Origin of the sequence: Pontibacillus yanchengensis Y32, from assembly GCF_000770635.1 — a bacterium.
Lineage (GTDB): Bacteria > Bacillota > Bacilli > Bacillales > BH030062 > Pontibacillus > Pontibacillus yanchengensis.
On record NZ_AVBF01000066.1, the window covers coordinates 1 to 19,586 of the forward strand.

General features: G+C 39.3%; 17 protein-coding genes. 2 read left to right on the plus strand and 15 right to left on the minus strand.

The window, feature by feature from the left end; all coding sequences use genetic code 11:
- Nucleotides 1–174 precede the first annotated feature (174 nt).
- On the minus strand, nt 175–2,832 hold the full coding sequence (locus N782_RS17060) for a calcium-translocating P-type ATPase, SERCA-type (RefSeq protein WP_036823062.1): 2,658 nt from the start codon (nt 2,830–2,832) through the stop codon (nt 175–177).
- Nucleotides 2,833–2,922: 90 nt separating this feature from the next.
- Between N782_RS17060 and N782_RS17065 the strand changes: the two genes are divergently transcribed.
- Both N782_RS17065 and N782_RS21630 read left to right on the plus strand, forming a co-directional pair.
- On the plus strand, nt 2,923–4,644 hold the full coding sequence (locus N782_RS17065; protein WP_036823065.1) for an Rqc2 family fibronectin-binding protein: 1,722 nt from the start codon (nt 2,923–2,925) through the stop codon (nt 4,642–4,644).
- Nucleotides 4,645–4,729: 85 nt separating this feature from the next.
- Nucleotides 4,730–4,867 carry a hypothetical protein gene (locus N782_RS21630; protein ID WP_161783132.1) on the plus strand — a complete coding sequence of 46 codons (138 nt, stop codon included), beginning with the start codon at nt 4,730–4,732 and terminating at the stop codon, nt 4,865–4,867.
- Between the two features lie 49 nt (nt 4,868–4,916).
- Here the strand turns inward: N782_RS21630 and N782_RS21155 are convergent, their stop codons facing one another.
- The 14 genes from N782_RS21155 to lspA form a co-directional block, all read right to left on the minus strand.
- Nucleotides 4,917–5,717, minus strand: a complete 801-nt coding sequence (locus N782_RS21155; protein WP_052111405.1) for a CAP domain-containing protein — start codon at nt 5,715–5,717, stop codon at nt 4,917–4,919.
- 71 nt (nt 5,718–5,788) lie between these two features.
- Complete coding sequence (locus N782_RS17075) at nt 5,789–6,061, minus strand: hypothetical protein (RefSeq protein ID WP_036823068.1); 273 nt, start codon at nt 6,059–6,061, stop codon at nt 5,789–5,791.
- A gap of 73 nt (nt 6,062–6,134) precedes the next feature.
- Nucleotides 6,135–6,776: an orotate phosphoribosyltransferase gene (pyrE, locus tag N782_RS17080; RefSeq protein ID WP_036823070.1), complete on the minus strand. Its 642-nt coding sequence runs from the start codon at nt 6,774–6,776 to the stop codon at nt 6,135–6,137.
- On the minus strand, nt 6,751–7,485 hold the full coding sequence (pyrF, locus tag N782_RS17085; RefSeq protein WP_036823072.1) for an orotidine-5'-phosphate decarboxylase: 735 nt from the start codon (nt 7,483–7,485) through the stop codon (nt 6,751–6,753). Before pyrF ends, pyrE begins: the two co-directional genes overlap by 26 nt.
- Nucleotides 7,451–8,392, minus strand: coding sequence for a dihydroorotate dehydrogenase (locus N782_RS17090; protein WP_036823075.1), 942 nt, complete (start codon nt 8,390–8,392; stop codon nt 7,451–7,453). The genes pyrF and N782_RS17090 overlap by 35 nt, the downstream gene beginning before the upstream one ends.
- Nucleotides 8,389–9,159, minus strand: coding sequence for a dihydroorotate dehydrogenase electron transfer subunit (locus tag N782_RS17095; protein WP_036823078.1), 771 nt, complete (start codon nt 9,157–9,159; stop codon nt 8,389–8,391). The genes N782_RS17090 and N782_RS17095 overlap by 4 nt, the downstream gene beginning before the upstream one ends.
- A complete protein-coding gene (carB, locus tag N782_RS17100; RefSeq protein WP_036823080.1) occupies nt 9,153–12,356 on the minus strand; it encodes a carbamoyl-phosphate synthase large subunit in 3,204 nt (1,067 codons plus the stop codon). The genes N782_RS17095 and carB overlap by 7 nt, the downstream gene beginning before the upstream one ends.
- Complete coding sequence (locus N782_RS17105; RefSeq protein ID WP_036823083.1) at nt 12,335–13,444, minus strand: carbamoyl phosphate synthase small subunit; 1,110 nt, start codon at nt 13,442–13,444, stop codon at nt 12,335–12,337. The genes carB and N782_RS17105 overlap by 22 nt, the downstream gene beginning before the upstream one ends.
- Nucleotides 13,431–14,717, minus strand: coding sequence for a dihydroorotase (locus tag N782_RS17110; protein ID WP_036823086.1), 1,287 nt, complete (start codon nt 14,715–14,717; stop codon nt 13,431–13,433). The genes N782_RS17105 and N782_RS17110 overlap by 14 nt, the downstream gene beginning before the upstream one ends.
- Nucleotides 14,683–15,591 carry an aspartate carbamoyltransferase catalytic subunit gene (locus N782_RS17115; RefSeq protein ID WP_036823088.1) on the minus strand — a complete coding sequence of 303 codons (909 nt, stop codon included), beginning with the start codon at nt 15,589–15,591 and terminating at the stop codon, nt 14,683–14,685. Before N782_RS17115 ends, N782_RS17110 begins: the two co-directional genes overlap by 35 nt.
- A gap of 228 nt (nt 15,592–15,819) precedes the next feature.
- Nucleotides 15,820–17,193, minus strand: a complete 1,374-nt coding sequence (locus N782_RS17120) for a solute carrier family 23 protein (protein ID WP_036823090.1) — start codon at nt 17,191–17,193, stop codon at nt 15,820–15,822.
- Nucleotides 17,194–17,325: 132 nt separating this feature from the next.
- Complete coding sequence (gene pyrR / locus N782_RS17125; RefSeq protein ID WP_036823093.1) at nt 17,326–17,871, minus strand: bifunctional pyr operon transcriptional regulator/uracil phosphoribosyltransferase PyrR; 546 nt, start codon at nt 17,869–17,871, stop codon at nt 17,326–17,328.
- 200 nt (nt 17,872–18,071) lie between these two features.
- The gene (locus N782_RS17130) at nt 18,072–18,983 is read right to left on the minus strand and encodes an RluA family pseudouridine synthase (protein ID WP_036823096.1); all 912 of its coding nucleotides are present in this window, start codon (nt 18,981–18,983) and stop codon (nt 18,072–18,074) included.
- On the minus strand, nt 18,980–19,447 hold the full coding sequence (lspA, locus tag N782_RS17135; RefSeq protein ID WP_036823099.1) for a signal peptidase II: 468 nt from the start codon (nt 19,445–19,447) through the stop codon (nt 18,980–18,982). The genes N782_RS17130 and lspA overlap by 4 nt, the downstream gene beginning before the upstream one ends.
- Nucleotides 19,448–19,586: the final 139 nt, after the last annotated feature.

Here is a 19,586-nt window from a genome sequence, read left to right on the forward strand (position 1 = left end):
TTTTTATGTATCGGACCCACTCCCTCCCCAATAATATCTCGAATCCAAGCCTTCCAGATTATGCCTATTATCTGCAATAAGATTCACCTTATTTTTTTATAAGAAATTGTCAATCTAATACCTCTCTACTATGAATAAAAGAACCAGGCTATATTAGCCTAGTTCTCCATTAGTTTATTTTTTGGAAAATCCCCATAACAATGTTGGGATGGCACTTAGTCCGATGATACCAACCCAATCTCTAAGTGCTAAGTCAGTTGTATGGAAAGGTCCTTGCAATGGTTCGTAATAGATAACTATAAGTAATAGCACGACAGAGGATATTACAGCACCAATTAGATAGAAGTTACCAAACGGATTCCTGGCAAATACAGAACGTTCACTGCGACAATCAAACACATGGATTAACTGCGCCATAACCAATGTACTAAAAGCAATGGTTTGAGCATATAGTAGTCTTTCTTCTTGTCCTTGATAAGCGAGAATAAACGCAATCAATGTAACTAGTCCAATCATGATTCCCCTAGAGACAATTTTGAAGCCAAGACCTCTTGCGAACACCCCTTCTTTAGCGCTTCTTGGTGGTTGTTTCATAACATTTCCTTCTGATTTATCTAAACCAAGAGCCATTGCTGGTAAACCATCGGTAACTAGATTCACCCATAAAATTTGCACTGGAACAAGTGGCAATGGCAATGCTAGTAGCATTGCAAACAACATAACTAATATTTCTCCTACATTAGAAGCAAGCAAATAACGGATAAATTTACGAATATTCTCATATATGTTTCTACCTTCATGTATAGCCGACTTTATTGTTGCAAAATTATCATCTAATAAAATGAGTGAGGAAGCTTCCTTGGCAACATCCGTTCCGGTACGCCCCATTGAAATCCCTATATCACTTGCTTTAATAGCAGGAGCATCATTGACTCCATCACCAGTCATTGCCACTACGTGTCCTTGATTTTGAAAAGCTTTAACGATTTTCAATTTATGTTCTGGTGTTACTCGAGCAAAAACGTACACATCATCTATAATCGACGCTAAATGCTGTTCGCTCATTCTACTTAACTCGGAACCTTCAACAACTCGTCCGTCTTCAGGCATTAAATCCAAATCCAATGCTATAGCACGAGCTGTTTTGGCATGGTCCCCTGTAATCATAACCGTTTTTATTCCAGCTTGTTTACATTCTAAAATCGCCTGTTTCACTTCTTTTCTAGGTGGATCAATCATGCCTGTCAATCCTATAAATACCAAATCTTTTTCCAAGTCGACGTCTGTATAATGAACACCTTGTTTTAGCGGCTTACAGCATACAGCTATCGTTCTTAATGCATGATCGGCCATGGTATGTACCTTACGATTAATTTTTTCTTCATCTCTAGCTTTTAACGGTACATGACCAGCTTCCGTTCGAACATACTGAATTCGAGGCAACAATACATCTGGAGCCCCTTTTGTTATGACGAACCTCCTACTTTGCTCATCTTCTATTACAACGCTCATTCGTTTACGATCAGAATCAAAAGGGATTTCGTGAACAATCTTATAAGACGAAAGCATTTCAGGAGTAATGGAAGCTTTTTTTGCTGCTACAAGAAGTGCTCCTTCTGTAGGGTCACCATCTAACACATAGCGATCGTTTTTATATGTGACAGAAGCATTATTGCATAATGCTCCATATAAGAGCATTTGCTGCATGACTGGTAAATTATTTGGGTTTACCTTTTGATCTCCTTCATAAAATCCACCACTTATATCATATCCTTCTCCAGAAACAGTTAACGTATCTTCTATTGTAAACAGTTGCTTCACGGTCATCTGATTCTCCGTCATAGTGCCCGTTTTATCAGAACAAATGACAGAAGCACAACCAAGCGTTTCCACTGCTGACAACTTACGAACGATTGCTTTACGTTTGATCATTCGCTGAACACCAAGTGATAAAGCCACTGTAACAATGGCAGGCAATCCCTCAGGGATGGCCGCAACTGCAAGTGATACCCCTGCTAAGAACATGTTATATAATGGATGACCTTGATATACACCCAACGTAACAACAAGTGCTGTAAGAATTAAAGCTGTGATGATTAATATTTTTCCTAGTTCTGCAAGTTTTCGTTCTAATGGAGTTTGAACTCTCTCAGTACTTACTAGCAAAGATGCAATCTGTCCCATTGCTGTCTCCATACCTACTCCCACAACAACACCAGTGCCACTCCCTCGTGTCACCAGAGTCCCAGTAAACGCCATGTTATGCTGATCCCCAACTTCAACATCTTCACGACCTATCTCATGAACATTCTTCGTAACAGGTAAGGATTCTCCCGTCAAAGCGGACTCTTCAATTTCAAGTCCTTTAACATGAACAAGACGAACATCTGCACTAATACGATCTCCACTAGCCATTTTGATGACATCCCCAACCACTACATCAGCTGAAGGGATCTTCTTCCATTGACCGCCCCTTAAAACATTAGCTTGAGGAGCTGAGAGTTCCTTTAATTTTGCTAGTGATTTTTCTGCTTTACTTTCTTGGAAATAACCCAGAACTCCATTCATTAGAACAATTGCCATAATGGCAATTGCATCAACATATTCTCCCAACAACCCAGAAATCAGTGTAGCTGCTAGTAGCACCAACACCATAAAATCCTGGAACTGCTTAAAGAATAACATTAACCAACTTACACCTTTTCCCTCTTCTAACACGTTTGGACCGAATTTCTTTAATCGCTCACCTGCTTGCTTTTCCGTAAGACCTTCTCGGATGTCAACAGCGAGTTTTCTAGCTACATGTTCCGAATTGTATTGATACCATTTCACGCTACATTCCTCCAAGTGAGATGTCTTTTCTATATCTATTCAGACTCGTCCCAAAACATGCTATAATCGATATATTGTGAGGTGATTCCTATGTCATTTGATGGCGTTGTCACCCGGGCGATTAGTCATGAACTACAAGAAACCATTACACCCGGCCGAATTATGAAAATTTATCAACCAACGCAAACTGAATTAGTATTTACCATCCGTAGTAAAGGGAAGAACCATAGCCTATTGCTATCGGCCCATCCTTCCTATGCGAGGATGCATTTGACAGAAGAAAAATATCAAAATCCAAAAGAGCCCCCTATGTTTTGTATGCTCCTTCGTAAGCATTTAGTCGGTGGATTTATTGAATCCATCGAACAAGTTGATATGGAGCGTATTATTCGTATTTCTGTACGAAGTAAAGACGAGATTGGCGATGAAAAAACGAAAACATTTATCGTAGAAATTATGGGGAAACACAGTAATTTAATACTTGTAGAAGAAGAGCGGGAAATGATTTTAGATTGCATTAAACACGTTTCTCCTTCTCAAAATAGTTACAGAACATTGCTACCTGGTCATTCTTATAAGCTTCCACCAGACCAAGGTAAATACAATCCAGTAACCCTTGATAGTGATACCTTTATAAGAAAACTTGATTTTAATGCTGGAAAATTAGACAAGCAAGTTATGAATGTGTGCATGGGCTTTTCACCAATGATTGCTAAAGAGCTTGTTCATCGTTCAGGACTAGGCTCTTCTGAGAGATATAGACAAACCTTCGAGGAAATTCAAGCCACTTTACAAAATCATGACTATGCACCACAGATATTTAGGGGTCAAAAAGAACAATTCTACGTTCTCCCCCTCTATTCCAAACAAGATGAAAATGAAAACTATAGTACCGTAAGTCACATGCTGGACGCCTATTATTCAGGTAAGGCAGAGCGAGACCGCGTGAAACAACAAGCAGGTGACCTTGCCCGGTTCTTGAAAAATGAGCGGGATAAGAATGAACGCAAAATTAAAAAGCACTATGAAACATTAGAAAAAGCTGAGAATGCCTTTGAATATCAAAAATTTGGTGAGTTGCTTACAGCACATATGCACCTTGTGAAACCAGGTGATAAAGCTGTTACGGTTGTGGATTACTATGATCCTGAACAACCAGAAGTTACCATAGAACTCAATCCAAACAAATCGCCTAGTGAAAATGCTCAGAGCTTTTTTCAAACGTACGGTAAGATGAAAAAATCTAAAGAAGTCGTGCAACATGAGATCACCAAAGCTAGACAAGAAATTACCTATTTAGAACAGCTCATCCAGCAAATTGATTCTGCGCGTGAAGAGGATATAGAAGAAATTCGCGAGGAATTGCGTGAAGAAGGTTATGTAAAAGCACGACCACAGCAAAAAAAGAAAAAGAAGCCTCAAAAACCACAACCAGATCAATTTATCTCAAGCGATGGGACAATCATTCTGGTAGGTAAAAACAATAAACAAAACGAATATGTCACAAATCGTATGGCGAACCGTCATGATATATGGTTACACACCAAAGACATTCCAGGGTCTCACGTTGTCATTCGTGATTCAGACCCAAGTGAGGATACGTTACTAGAAGCCGCTCAATTAGCCGCTTACTTTAGTAAATCCAGGTCCTCCTCTTCCGTTCCAGTTGATTATACGTTAATCCGTCATGTAAAAAAGCCTAATGGAGCTAAACCTGGCTTTGTAACGTATGACAACCAAAAAACATTATTTGTGACCCCTAATGAATCAATGGTCCGCTCATTACGTCAAAATACACAAACAGCCGACTGATACCAGTCGGCTGTTTCTTTACTATCTATATATTTTAGGAATGCAGGAGGATTTTTAGATTAAAGGAAGTACTATTAAATGCATTATGCTTCAACCTAACAAACTTCCTGCACCTCCTTACGATAAGACAACATCGAACGCTTACGCACTTCGTGTTTCCTTTCACCCACACGACGTGGATGTTGCTGAGTCACGCAACGGTTTTAATCGAACTCCCGCATAAACAGTCCAGTTTGTAAGTCGCTAAGCGGGCTCCCTGACCTTTTGTTCTTTTAATTTGACTTTGGTTTCATGAATAGTTGTACCCAATAGCTTGCGTATCGACCGTCTTGTTGCACATACCCAACACCCAGTTCCGTGAAGTTTTCATTTAATATGTTGGCACGGTGACCATCGCTATTCATCCAACTCGATACCACCGCTTCAGGATCGTGTTGGCCTGCAGCAATATTTTCCCCCGCAGTTACATAAGTGAAGCCAAATTCCTTCATCATCTCAAATGGTGAGCCATACGTAGGTGATGTATGCGAAAAATAATTGTTTTCAGCCATATCCAGACCTTTTTTATGAGCCAATCCACTTAATTTACTATTCATATCTAAAGGTTGTATGCCACGTTTTGTTCTTTCTTTATTTACTAATTGTAATACTTCTCTTTCATAAGCAGAAGGTTCATAGCCACTAAGTTCTTTTGGCGAATTTTCTTCCTGTATCGAAAAAGATAAAGTGACTGTTTCTTGTGTACTTTTACCCTTTTCTGACTCTAGACCTTTACGTATAACCAATTGATAGGATTCCCCGTAATCATACTCTGAAAATGGAGTTACAATTACTTTATCCCCCTCAACTTGCTTCTTTACTGGAACTGTTTTCCCTTGACTGTTTTCAACTGTTACATATTCGATACTTTTTGCCATTTCTTCATTCATAGGAACATTGAATGTCACCGTCCAAACTTTATTTGGACCCACAACATTCTTTTCATCGTTCCAAGATTCAGCATCAACAGTTTGATAAGATAATAAAAACCCTAATAACAAGGCGAAACAAGCGTATGTAATATTCTTTTTCACATTCCTCTCCCCTTCCCGATACGTATTCCTATACAATACGAAAAGCCGACCAAATTTTAGTCGGCTTTTTCTTAGGTCATTGCAAAAATAATGACAAATAATAAAATGGTTCCAACATACGTTGAGACAGCATAAATCCATTCCGTACGTTCTTCTCTTGATAATACAAATGCATTAAATACACCAAACAGGGTCAATGGAATAATCATACTGAGTGCAGCTTCTATGGTAATCATGGAAGATCCAAATGAAAAAGCAACCCAGAAATATAAGTATAAATAACATGAAATAAGACCTAATACAGCATTCCCTGTCATGATAAGAGCTTGCTTCTTAAACGACATCAAATCACTACCTTTACCATCGTACGTGTCTTGACATGATTGTACAACGGCACCACGTCTATTACAAGAGGGGTTACTGCTGGTAGGTTAAGGAAAACGTAGCTGGATCTTCTTTAAAGGTCAGAAGATGATTATGTTGTTTTTTTGTAATTATATTTGCTTGCAACATGTAATCTAATAACACTTCAAAGTTTGTTAATGCAACGTATGGAATATTTTCCTCTCGAAAAGCCCGCTCGCTTGTAGTTAATCCATAAGAGAAAATGGCTATGACACCTACTACTTCAACACCACTTTGCTTTAATGCTCTTACACTATTCAATGAGCTTTTGCCAGTTGAAATTAGGTCTTCAATGACGACAGCTTTTTGACCTTCTTGGACTCGCCCTTCGATTTGATTTTCTTTCCCGTGTCCTTTTGGCTTATCTCGAACATATACCATAGGTAACTCTAGCTGGGAAGAAACCCATGCAGCATGAGGTATTCCAGCAGTTGCACAACCTGCAATTACATCAACATCTGGGTAATAAGTGGAAATATAAGAAGCAAAGTATTCGGTAATTTGTTCTCGGACTTTTACATTACTCATAGTAAGCCGATTATCACAATATACAGGAGATAAAATGCCTGAAGTCCAAGTAAAAGGTTGATCATAACTTACTTGTAATGAACCTAATTCATATAATTCCTTAGCTAAGTGTAGTTTTGTGTCCATGCTTCCACTCCTTCATATATTGTTGATATGCTTTCTGCGGAGACTCAGAGGTCGTAACTCCTCTTCCTACTACTATGGCAGATGCTCCTGCTTTTCTTGCTTTTTCAGGTGTAGCAATTCTCACCTGATCCTGATGAGGCTGGTCTTTAAGGCGAATTCCTGGTGTTAATCGGTAAAATGAATCGCCACATACCTCAGCAATTATACTAGCTTCAGCTACAGAACATACCACTCCATCAACGTTTGCTTCTTTAGCCATCTGAGCATAATGAGTGACCACTTTTTCTATTTGATGGGGAATAAGCAATTCATTATGAAGCATTTCTTCACTAGAGGATGTCAATTGGGTAACAGCTAATAGTAATGGTTTATCCTGACCTGCTTTAGTTCCTTCATGCAACCCTTCTTGAGCAGCTTCCATCATGTTCTTTCCACCCGAGGCATGAACATTAATCACATCAATATTTAGTGATGCTAGGCTTTTCATCGCTTGTTTCACCGTATTGGGAATGTCGTGTAGCTTTAAATCTAGAAAAATAGGATGCTCGCGTTCATTAAGTGCTTCAATAATCGAAGACCCTTCACGGTAGAAAAGTTCCATACCGACCTTTACAGGGATATGATGAAGCTGATGTGTATCAAGAAAAGTTAATGCTTCTTCAGCTGACTGAAAATCAAGTGCGAGAAATAGCGGCTGACTGTCTAGCATTCTTCCAACTCCTTCCGATACATTCTTCAATAGAAGAATAGCCATATTGATCAAGCAACTCAGGTAATGCATCAATTAATTCAGGACATATGAGAGGATTTCGAAAATTAGCAGTCCCCACAGCTACAGCACTTGCTCCAGCTAATAAGAATTCTAATACATCTTCTTTACATGTCACACCACCCATACCAATAATGGGTATATTCACCACCTGGCTTACTTCGTAGATCATTCGAATCGCAACCGGTTTGATTGCCGGGCCAGATAAACCACCAGTACTATTTGAGAGGATTGGTTCTCCTGTTCCAATATCGAGTTTCATACCAACTAACGTATTGATCATTGACAACCCATCAGCACCAGCCGCTTCAACTGCCATGGCCATCTCTTTGATATCTGACGTGTTAGGAGACAATTTTACGTAGATGGGTACGCTACTAACTTCCTTCACTCTCTTTGTTAAGGAGGCTGCAAGAGTAGGGTCTGTACCAAACTGAATGCCTCCTTCTTTCACATTGGGACAGGAGATATTTAGTTCTAGGGCAGAGACTTTCCCTGAATCAGACAGGGTTTTAGCTACATATTCATATTCTTCTTCTGTACTTCCTGCAACGTTAGCGATAATCGGTGTATCGTATTGTTCTAAAAATGGAATTTCATCTGAAATAATCTTCTCTACTCCAGGGTTCTGTAATCCGATTGCATTAAGCATACCAGAAGATGTTTCAGCAACTCTCGGTGTCGTGTTTCCAAATCTTGCTTCCCCTGTTGCTGCTTTTATGGTAATTGCACCTAATTTATTGAGATCGTAAAATTGACTGTATTCTCTACCAAACCCAAAACAACCTGAAGCTGGTAGAATAGGGTTTCGTAGAGATAAACCTGGTAACTGTACAAATAAAGTCATGGTAACACCACCTCGCTTGCAGGAAAGACAGGTCCATCCTGACAGATTTTCCGGTAACCTTTCACGTCAATGTCATTGTTAGCTTCACAAACACATGCAAAGCAAGCTCCTACACCACAGCCCATTCGTTCCTCTAGAGAAATATGACCAGGGATGCTCATGGATTGTATGACCGCTTTAAGCATAGGTGTGGGACCACAAGAAAAATACTGGTCTACAGAGAAAGCACACTCTTTTACTACATCTGTTACAAAACCTTTAGTTCCATAGCTTCCATCATCTGTTGCAATATAACATGAACCAAGTTTTTGAAATTTCTCTTCATAAAATATAGATTCCTTTGTTTGAAATCCAAGTACCGTGGTAATGCTATTGCCTCGTTCTTTAAGTTTTCTAGCCAGATAATAAAGTGGTGGAACGCCAACACCGCCCCCAAGTAACAAGACATGTTGATTTTTAACACCTTCATAAGAAAAACCATTCCCTAACGGAGCTAACACATTTATCGTTTTTCCTACAGGCTGTTTTGCTAACCATTCCGTGCCAAATCCAATCACTTTATATACAATAGATACACAATCATCTTCCACATTTGCAATAGAGAGAGGCCGACGCAATGCATGCTCCCAGCCGTCTCCCACTTGCACATGGAGAAATTGTCCTGGTTCTGTCATACGCTGTACACAGTCACCAGTTAATTTCATTTCATACGTATCTCTAGCTATTTGAATATTGTCGACTATGATTAAATCTTCCTTTGTTAGCATGGAGCTGCCACCTTCTGCTTCGGCATTGGTTTTGCCGTAAAGGTCATAGATTCTATTACACGAAGGATGGCTTTTGCTGTATCAAGTGAAGTTAGACAAGGGACTCCATGCTCAACCGCTTCTCTTCTAATTCTAAAACCATCTGTCCTCGATTGTTTGCCACCTGTTAGCGTATTGATTACAAAATGAGCTTGTTCGTTTTCTACTACATCTAAGACAGTTTGTTGATCGGACCCAATTTTACCTACCGTTTCGATTGGCAATCCTGTTTCTTCTAACACAGAACCTGTGCCTACCGTTGCGTATAATTCAAACCCAAGCTGATGGAAACGATGTGCAATCTCAATCATCTCTTCTTTATCTTTGTCTGCTACTGTAAGCAGCACAGATCCTGCAGTTGGAATATGAATACCAGAAGCTGTGAGCCCTTTATAAAGTGCTTTTTCTAGTGTCTTATCGCGTCCAATTACTTCCCCAGTCGACTTCATTTCAGGTCCTAGGAAAGTATCGACACTACGTAATTTCTCAAAAGAGAAAACAGGAACCTTTACAAATACGTCTTCCGGTTCTGGTAATACACCATCTACAAATCCTAGTTCTGCTAATTTTGTTCCTAAGATCACTTTTGTTGCAACATTCGCCATAGTAACACCAGTTATTTTACTTAAAAATGGAACAGTTCGACTCGCACGCGGATTCACTTCTAAAACGTAAATTTCATCTTCATGAAGAACAAACTGAATGTTAATTAATCCTTTAATTCCCAATTCTTTAGCAATTTTTACTGTGTTTTCGACACAACGCTGTTTTTGTTGGTCCGTAATTCGTTGTGTTGGATACACTGCAATGGAATCACCGGAGTGAACTCCAGCCCGCTCTATATGTTCCATCACCCCTGGAACGATAACCGTTTCACCATCAGAAATAGCATCGACTTCAATCTCTATGCCTGTCATATATCGATCTATTAAAACAGGATGATCTTGGTGAATTTGTACTGCTTCCTCTATATATCGTTTTAAATCCTTACGGTCATAAACAATTTCCATTGCTCTTCCACCTAATACATACGAAGGTCGAACAACAACTGGAAAACCTAAGGATTCAGAGGTTTGTAAGGCTTCTTCTGTAGTGGTAGCGCATACCCCTTGTGGTTGTGGAATGCTTAACTTCGTTAGCGAGTGCTCAAATTTGTCCCGATCCTCTGATCGATCGATAGCATCAAGAGAAGTACCTAATATACGAACACCTCGGCGTTCCAACCCATCTGCTAAATTGATAGCTGTTTGACCACCAAATTGCACGATAACTCCAGTTGGTTGTTCTAAATCAATTACATGCATCACATCTTCAAGCGTAAGTGGCTCAAAGTATAATTTATCTGAAATGCTAAAATCAGTTGAAACTGTTTCAGGGTTGTTATTCATAATAATCGCTTCATAACCTGCCTCTTTTAAAGCAAGTACGGAATGAACAGTCGCATAATCAAATTCGACGCCTTGACCGATACGGATTGGACCTGAACCAAGAACTAATACCTTCTCTCTATTAGAGCGAATAGACTCATTTTCTTCTTCGTATGTGCTGTAGAAATAAGGTGTGGTCGATTCAAATTCAGCAGCACATGTATCAACCATTTTATAAACTGGCACAAGGTTCTCTTCCGTCCTAAATGTATAAACCTCATCTATTGTGGTATTCCATAAACGTGCCAACGAAGAATCGGATAAACCCTTTTGCTTAGCTTCAAACGTTAGTGCTTTATCAAATGGCCTTTGTTGTAGGCGTTGTTCTAGAAGAATCAAATGATAAAGCTTTGTTAAATAGAAATAATCGATTTCTGTTAGTTCTTTTACTCTTTCAATGGAATATCCTCTTCTAAAGGCTTCAGCCAAGAGAAAAAGTCTTTCATCGTCAGCTTTCTCTAATCGATAATCCAATGTTTCTTCATCTAAATACTGAGCATCCTCTAAGAAAAATTCTTCCGTACCAATTTCTAATGAACGGATAGCCTTCATTAACGACTCTTCGAAATTTCGACCGATTGCCATGACTTCACCGGTTGCCTTCATTTGTGTTCCTAATACACGGTTTCCTTTTATAAATTTGTCAAAAGGCCAGCGAGGTATTTTCGTTACTACATAATCTAATGCAGGTTCATAACATGCATAAGTAGACCCTGTTACAGGATTTTTCATTTCATCTAACGTTAATCCTACAGCAATTTTGGCTGCAATTTTGGCGATTGGATATCCTGTAGCCTTAGAAGCTAATGCAGAAGACCGACTAACTCTCGGATTAACCTCTATGATATAGTATTGAAAACTATTAGGGTCTATAGCAAGCTGCACATTACAGCCACCCTCAATGCCAAGGGCTCTAATAATCTTGAGTGACGCATCGCGAAGTAGTTGGTATTCTCTGTCACTTAACGTTTGGGAAGGAGCAACTACAATAGAGTCTCCTGTATGAATACCCACTGGATCCACATTTTCCATATTACAAACTACAATAGCATGATCCTGTTTATCTCGGATTACTTCATATTCAATCTCTTTGAATCCTTTAATATTCTTTTCTATTAAACACTGATGTACCGGAGAAAGGTGAAGGCCACTTTTGGCTGTTTCCAATAATTCTTCCTCACTGTAGCACATTCCACCACCAGCGCCGCCCATTGTATAAGCAGGGCGAACGATAACAGGATACCCGATGCGTTCTGCAAAGTCTTGAGCTTCATCGACTGTATTAATAATGGTACTTTCAGGAACAGGTTCTTGTAACTCTCCCATTAAGGTGCGGAATTTTTCTCGGTCTTCTGCATTTTGAATAGCAGTAAGAGAGCTTCCTAATAATTCAACATTGAATTCCTTTAAGATGCCTTGATCTTCTAACTGTACAGCCATATTTAATCCAGTTTGACCACCTAAAGTTGGTAAAAGTGCATCTGGCTTTTCCTTACGAATAATCTTTGCAAGAAAATCAACTGTTAAAGGCTCCATGTAAACCTCATCTGCTATCGTTTCGTCTGTCATAATGGTTGCAGGATTAGAGTTGGCAAGTATAACTTCATATCCCTCTTCTCTTAATGCCTGACAAGCCTGTGTACCAGAATAATCAAATTCTGCAGCCTGGCCAATGACAATCGGACCTGACCCTATTACTAATATTTTGCTTACATCTGTACGTTTAGGCATGTTCCTTGCTCCCTTCTGCTGTGTTGCTTAATCATCGTTAAAAATTCATCAAATAATACGTTTGAATCTTGAGGGCCTGGTGCACTCTCAGGGTGATACTGTACAGTAAAAGCAGGTACATGTTTATGGCTTAAACCTTCAATACTATTGTCATTTAAAGCAAATTGAGTAACTGATAGAACAGAGTCATCTATGTCCCAATCCTCAACAGCATACCCATGGTTTTGTGAGGTCATATATACATTCCCTGTTGCTTTATCTTTAACAGGATGGTTAGATCCCCTATGTCCAAATTTCATTTTTGTTGTATTTGCTCCACATGCTAAAGCAAACAATTGGTGCCCCAGACAGATGCCAAAGAATGGTATCTTTCCTAACACACCTTGAATCATATCGATTGCTTCTGGAACGTCCTTTGGATTACCTGGTCCATTCGAAAGCATGATTCCGTCTGGCTTTAATTGTAGAATTTCTTCTGCGGTTGTGTTGTACGGAACAACCGTTACATGGCAGTTACGACTAGTGAATTCTCTTAGAATGCCATGTTTCATACCGAAATCTACTAACACAATACGTTCTCCTCTTCCAGGGACTACATATGGCTTAATGGTAGAAACGCGTTCTACTTGATTCGTAGGTAAAGGGGTAGCTTGGAGTTCAGCAACACTTTCCTCAAGTGAGGCATCTACACTGGTGAACATCCCTTTCATCGTGCCGTATTCTCTGATTCGTTTCGTTAATTTACGTGTATCAATACCACTAATCCCCGGAATATCTTTCGCCTTTAAAAACGTATCTAATGATTCTTCAGCGCGAAAATTACTAGGGTATTCGCATGCTTCTTTCACAATCAATCCGTTTACAGATGGATTGATTGTTTCGAAGTCTTCTCGGTTAATACCATAATTACCGACTAACGGATATGTGAAGGTAATAATTTGATCACAATAAGAAGGATCAGATAAAATTTCTTGATAGCCCGTCATACCTGTATTAAAAACAACCTCACCAAATGTTTCTCTTTCGCTCCCTATCGCGTTACCAATGAATGTTGTTCCATCTTCTAGCACTAATTTACGCTTTGCCATAACTCAATTCCTCCTTCCAAATCACTTTACCGTTTAACAACGTCATTTTAGGGACACCTGTAACGGTCCAACTATTAAATGGGGTGTTCTTACCTTTTGATACAAATTGATGACGATCAATTTGATACGTATGATTCAAATCCAATAACACCAAATCAGCAGCTCCCCCTTCTTCTATTGCACCTGCTGATAACCCATATAAGTTGGCTGGTTTAATGGTTAGCCAATCTAACAATTGCTTCAAAGTACACACTCCTTCTAAAACTAGATTGCTATAAAGCAAAGAAAATGCCGTTTCTAAACCAACGATGCCAAATGGGGATTTCTCTAATCCTTGTTGTTTCTCGTCTTCTGTATGAGGAGCATGATCCGTTGCAATGCAGTCTATCGTTCCATCCAATAATCCTTCTCGTAACGCCTTACGATCCTCCTCAGACCTTAGGGGCGGATTCATTTTAAACATGCCATTGTTTTCTGTAATATCATTTTCCGTAAGGAGTAAATGATGTGGTGTAACCTCTGCTGTAACGGGAATACCTGCTTGTTTCGCATCTCTGATTACACGTACTGATTCTTTTGAGCTTACATGACATACGTGATAATGACACCCCGTCGCTTCAGCTAATAATACGTCCCTTGCGATTTGAACGGATTCACATACAGACGGAATGCCAGGAACTCCTAAAGCTTTGCTAGTCTCACCATCATGAATCACACCTCCATGGATTAGTGAGTTATCCTCACAATGGGCAACTATCGATGCATTAATGGAAGCTGCTCTCTCCATTGCTCTCAACATTTGATCAGCTGACTGTACACCAACCCCATCATCGGTAAAAGCAACAGCTCCCATATCCTTCAGCTGATTCATTGGCGTTAATTGCTGTCCAACTTGACGCTCTGTAATTGATGCGTAAGGTAAAACATTTACTAGTGCATGTTTCTCTATTAAACTTTGTACATACTGTAAGTTTTCCTCATTGTCCGGTACTGGACGAGTATTCGGCATCGCACATATAGTTGTAAATCCACCTTTGGCAGCTGCTTTTGTTCCTGATGCAATCGTCTCTTTATCTGTTGCTCCAGGTTCACGCAAATGTACATGAACATCCACAAACCCAGGCGACGCTACCAAACCACTACAATCAACTACTTCTTCTGCTTCTCTTTCCTCTTTTGCGATGTATTGAATGACTCCTTGATTGATAAGTATATGTCTAGTAACAAGTTCTTCCTCTTTATATAATTGAACATTTTTTAGTAATAGACTCATTGGAAATTCCTCCTTGTACTAATTCGTGTAGAATAGCCATCCTAGTAAAAACGCCATTGTTCATTTGCGCGAAAATTCTAGAACGCTCACATTCTACTAATGTCGATGCAATTTCGACGCCCCTATTAACAGGTGCTGGGTGCATAATAATACTTTCTTTTTTCATTTGTTGTTCTCTTTCTTGTGTTAGTCCATAATTAGTAAGATAATCCTCATGATCCTCCTTAAGATCATGTCGCTCTTCTTGAATCCGAAGTAGCATGAGAACATCACATTTTGAAATTACTTCGTCAATAGGTGCATATGGAATACCTAGCTCAGCATCCTGCCAGAAAGAAGGCCCAGACATCGTTACATTTGCTCCTAAGCGCTGTAATGTTAATGCGTTAGACCTAGCCACTCTGCTATGAAGTATGTCTCCACTTATAACGATATTCAGTCCATGAAAATCTCCAAATTCTTCGTGTATAGTGTATAAATCTAGTAAACACTGACTTGGATGCTCTCCTTTACCGTCTCCTCCGTTGATGATTGGAACTTGAACAGCTTCTTCTAGTTCTTCGTAGTAACGTTCTTTTGGATGACGAATGACAATGGCAGATACTCCTAGAGCTTCAACGGTTTTGACTGTGTCATATAAGGACTCTCCCTTTTGAACACTAGAAGATTCTGTTGAGAAATCTATCGTTTGATACCCTAAGCGTTTTTCAGCCATCTCAAAGCTTAGTTTTGTACGAGTACTAGGTTCAAAGAACAAGTTGGCTATAAACCCTCGATGCTGTTCATCATAAGGATTCGATTTAAAACGTTTGGCAGTTTGAATAAGTTTTTCAATATCTGACGGATTCAAGTCACTCATCTTTAACAAATGCATGTTTTTTCACCTTTTCTCCAATGTATTTTTTCCCTTGGCTTAAGAAATGATTAGGTAGAGCTGGAGGGGGATAATTAAGCTACATACCTATTATTTATAAAAAAACCAGCATCCCTTAAAGGAATGCTGGTTAATCGGTACACGTAGCCAAACTACACCACGCTAAGTCGATCGACCTAACACCCTTTAAAGCCTCACGGGACTTTATTAAAACGTGTTCACTCGATTTCATGCTGCTGAGTTATCTGAATTTGAATCATCTTCTACTTGAAACATCTTTCCATTGCCTTGACCTTTTTCTTTACCAGGAAGAGCAAGATTAAGAATCACTCCAATAAAGGCTGCAAGAGATACACCAGCTATTTCTAGGTTATCTCCCACTTTAATGCTTGCTCCGCCAATTCCAATAACTAAGATGACAGAAGAAATGATTAGGTTGCGTTTTTCACCTAAATCTATATTGTTGTCAATCATCATACGCAGACCACTAGAAGCAATGATACCAAAGAGCAGGATGGATACCCCTCCCATCACTGCAGATGGGATTGCTCCGATTAAATCTGTAATGATCCCTATAAATCCAAATAGGATGGCAAACACAGCTGCCCCTCCTACGACAAAAACGCTGAATACTCTCGTAATAGCAAGAACGCCGATGTTTTCTCCGTAAGTGGTATTAGGAGGTCCGCCTAACATCGATGCGATAATGGTTGCGATACCGTCCCCTGCAATAGAGCGATGAAGGCCGGGCTTTTGTAAAAAGTTATTCCCGACAACTTTGGAAAGAACCATTTGATCACCAATGTGTTCAGCTATGGTTACAAATGCAACAGGTACAAGGATAAGGAGTATTTCCAAGCTTAATACAGATAGAGGTCCATAATCCACAAATGGAATTACAAATTGAGGCATTTGAAAGATAGCACCGAAAAACTCACCAATTCCATTTGCAGAAGTGATATTATTCCATTCAGCTGCAATGTTACTTGTATCAACAATTCCTTGAGTCCATGCAAAAATATATCCACATGTGATACCAAAAAGGATTGGTACAATACTCATAAACCCTCTAAAGAAAACTGTCGCAATAATGGTTATTCCTAATGTAACTAAGGCCACAAGTAAATACGTTAATGAATAATTGCCATCTGGGTCCGTTGTGGCCATATCAATTGCCGTTGATGCTAACCCTAAACCAATTACCATAATCACTGGTCCTACGACTACAGGGGGTAACACTTTCATAATCCATTTAAGTCCAAGCGCTCTTATGAGTAAAGCCACTCCACCGTAAACAAGCCCTGCAAAAAAACTTCCTACCATAGCACCAGGTACACCACTTGCACTCATTGCAGCCCCAACTGGTGCTATAAAAGCAAAGCTTGAACCTAAATAAGCCGGTATTCTTCCTTTGGTTATTAAAATATATGCAAGCGTACCAAGCCCGCTTGAAACTAAAGCCACTGCAGGGGATAAACCTGTTAAGAACGGTACTAAAATCGTTGCACCAAACATAGCAAATAAATGTTGTAAACTTAACGTTATCCATTTACTTAATGATGGTTTGTCACGGACATCTAATACTGTCTCTTGTTTACTCATATAAATCCTCCTTTTAAACATAAAAAAAACCTCTTTGCGAGAAGCTCGCAAAGAGGTAAACGTCACCTATAGATGTACGCATCCTAACTATTGCAACCTTCTCAGTCTCTCTGGACTAATTTAAAGGTCAACCTATTCTTTTGTATATATACTAACTTCGTCTTGTGCATCTGATTCTTGTAGCTTCACACCGATAACTTCATCTTGAGAAGTAGGAACGTTTTTACCTACATAATCTGCTCGAATTGGTAGCTCCCGATGACCTCGATCAACTAACACAGCTAACTGAATTTGTGATGGTCTTCCATGATCCATCATTGCATCCATAGCGGCTCGAACGGTTCTCCCTGTATAAAGTACATCATCTACGAGAATGACTTTCTTATTATCCAACTTCCCTTCGAGATTTGTACCTTTAAGCTCTGGTTCTTCATTTTCGTTGTTCTTTGTTAAGTCATCTCTATATAAGGTAATGTCTACCTCACCAACGGAAAGCTCCACACCTTCAATTTGAGCAATTTTTTCAGCTAAACGTTTGGCCAGCGGGACACCTCTTGTTTTAATGCCAACAAGTGTTAGCCCTTCAACACCTTTGTTCTTCTCCAGTATTTCATGTGCGATACGCGTTAACGCTCTTCGAATTGCTGCATCATCTAGTACAATTGCTTTTTGTTCCAAAAGGGCACCTCCTTGTTTTAAGACCAAAAAAATCCCCTCTTGCCGTTGAGACAAGAGAGGATAAAACCACATATGTGCCTGATAATAACCATACACGTATTGTGCTTTTTTTATCCGAAATCCTTCTCAGTCTCACGGGACTAATTTAAAGGTCTTTGTTATGTTCTAATTAAATATTATTACAGACTTAGAGATACTCGTCAAGTTCTTTTCTGTAATTCATCAAGTAGATCCTGAAATGCTTTAGGTGGCTCTTGATCAAATGAGAGTTTTTCTCCAGTTGTTGGGTGGTTGAAAGACAAATGCCTTGCATGCAATGCTTGTCCATCAATCTGTAGCGTTCTTCTAGGTCCATACTTAGGATCTCCAGCTAAAGGATGATTAATATATTTCATATGGACACGGATTTGGTGCGTTCTACCTGTTTCAAGTTCACACTCAATATAAGAGTAATCTGGATAGATAGCCAATACTTTAAAATGAGTAATAGCATCTTTGCCACCCTCAACAACGCCCATTTTTTGACGATCTTTAGGATCGCGTGCGATTGGGGCTTCAATGGTTCCATATTCATGATTAATTTCACCATGTACAATAGCGACATATTTTCTTTCTGCCGTTTTATTGTACAATTGCTCTGCAAGAGACGCATGTGCTTTATCATTTTTCGCAACCATTAATAATCCACTTGTATCTTTATCAATACGATGAACGATGCCTGGTCTCATAATGCCATTAATACCTGATAAATCCGTGCAATGATAAAGTAACGCGTGCACAAGTGTACCATGCTCATGACCAGCAGAAGGATGAACAACCATTCCTCGCGGCTTATTCACTACCACAACATCTTCATCTTCAAATACTATATCTAGCGGGATATTTTCTGGCTCTACTTCTAATGGCTCAGGTTCAGGTACTTCCCACTCCAGTTGATCACCTTCCTGGCACTTATAGTTGCTTTTTTGTGAAGTTCCATTTACTGTTACCAAATCCTCTTGAATCCATGATTGGATTTGTGAGCGAGAAGCCCCTTCATTTAGATTTACTAATAATTTATCAAGTCGTACTCCTTGTTCTTCCTCTACTACTTTGTGTTGATTTTCACTCATGTTTGCTTGCTCCCTTTCTTCCGTTCATCAAGAATCGTTGCAATAAATACCAAACCTACACCTACAACTAAGGCTGAATCAGCGACATTAAATATTGGAAAATCATAGTTACCAATATAAGTATCGACAAAATCAACTACTTCTTTTCGGAAAATACGATCTATGAAATTCCCTATTGCTCCACCCAGTATGAATCCTAGGGCAACTCCAATTAATGCATTGGTTTTAGCATATTGCTGAATATAATAAATAACTGCTCCGATTACGATTACAGTGATAATGTAGAAAAACCACATTTGTCCTTGCAAGATTCCCCAAGCTGCCCCTGTATTTCGATGAGATGTTATGTATAAAAAAGGCTCTATAACAGGAATTTGCTCCCCCAATGCCATGCTTTTGACAATTATCCATTTAGTTAGTTGGTCAAGCGCAATTATCCCGATTGCTATCAAATAATACCACATGGCTATTCCTCCGTTCTTCAATAATGCTCCTTATGCATTTTACCACATATCTTGCCACTTTGCCTCAATTTGGTGAACAAATCAACGGAGAGTATGAGTTGGAGGGATTTTTTCCGTTGCTTTAGATGGAATAAAGGTG

Excerpts from the sequence above, each read along its gene's own strand:
- N782_RS17065 (WP_036823065.1), top strand. The coding sequence starts at position 2,923 with ATGTCATTTGATGGCGTTGTCACCCGGGCGATTAGTCATGAACTACAA.
- N782_RS21630 (WP_161783132.1), top strand. The coding sequence starts at position 4,730 with ATGCTTCAACCTAACAAACTTCCTGCACCTCCTTACGATAAGACAACA.
- N782_RS17075 (WP_036823068.1), bottom strand. The coding sequence starts at position 6,061 with ATGTCGTTTAAGAAGCAAGCTCTTATCATGACAGGGAATGCTGTATTA.
- pyrE (WP_036823070.1), bottom strand. The coding sequence starts at position 6,776 with ATGGACACAAAACTACACTTAGCTAAGGAATTATATGAATTAGGTTCA.
- pyrF (WP_036823072.1), bottom strand. The coding sequence starts at position 7,485 with ATGCTAGACAGTCAGCCGCTATTTCTCGCACTTGATTTTCAGTCAGCT.
- N782_RS17090 (WP_036823075.1), bottom strand. The coding sequence starts at position 8,392 with ATGACTTTATTTGTACAGTTACCAGGTTTATCTCTACGAAACCCTATT.
- N782_RS17095 (WP_036823078.1), bottom strand. The coding sequence starts at position 9,159 with ATGCTAACAAAGGAAGATTTAATCATAGTCGACAATATTCAAATAGCT.
- carB (WP_036823080.1), bottom strand. The coding sequence starts at position 12,356 with ATGCCTAAACGTACAGATGTAAGCAAAATATTAGTAATAGGGTCAGGT.
- N782_RS17105 (WP_036823083.1), bottom strand. The coding sequence starts at position 13,444 with ATGGCAAAGCGTAAATTAGTGCTAGAAGATGGAACAACATTCATTGGT.
- N782_RS17110 (WP_036823086.1), bottom strand. The coding sequence starts at position 14,717 with ATGAGTCTATTACTAAAAAATGTTCAATTATATAAAGAGGAAGAACTT.
- N782_RS17115 (WP_036823088.1), bottom strand. The coding sequence starts at position 15,591 with ATGCATTTGTTAAAGATGAGTGACTTGAATCCGTCAGATATTGAAAAA.
- N782_RS17120 (WP_036823090.1), bottom strand. The coding sequence starts at position 17,193 with ATGAGTAAACAAGAGACAGTATTAGATGTCCGTGACAAACCATCATTA.
- N782_RS17130 (WP_036823096.1), bottom strand. The coding sequence starts at position 18,983 with ATGAGTGAAAATCAACACAAAGTAGTAGAGGAAGAACAAGGAGTACGA.
- lspA (WP_036823099.1), bottom strand. The coding sequence starts at position 19,447 with ATGTGGTATTATTTGATAGCAATCGGGATAATTGCGCTTGACCAACTA.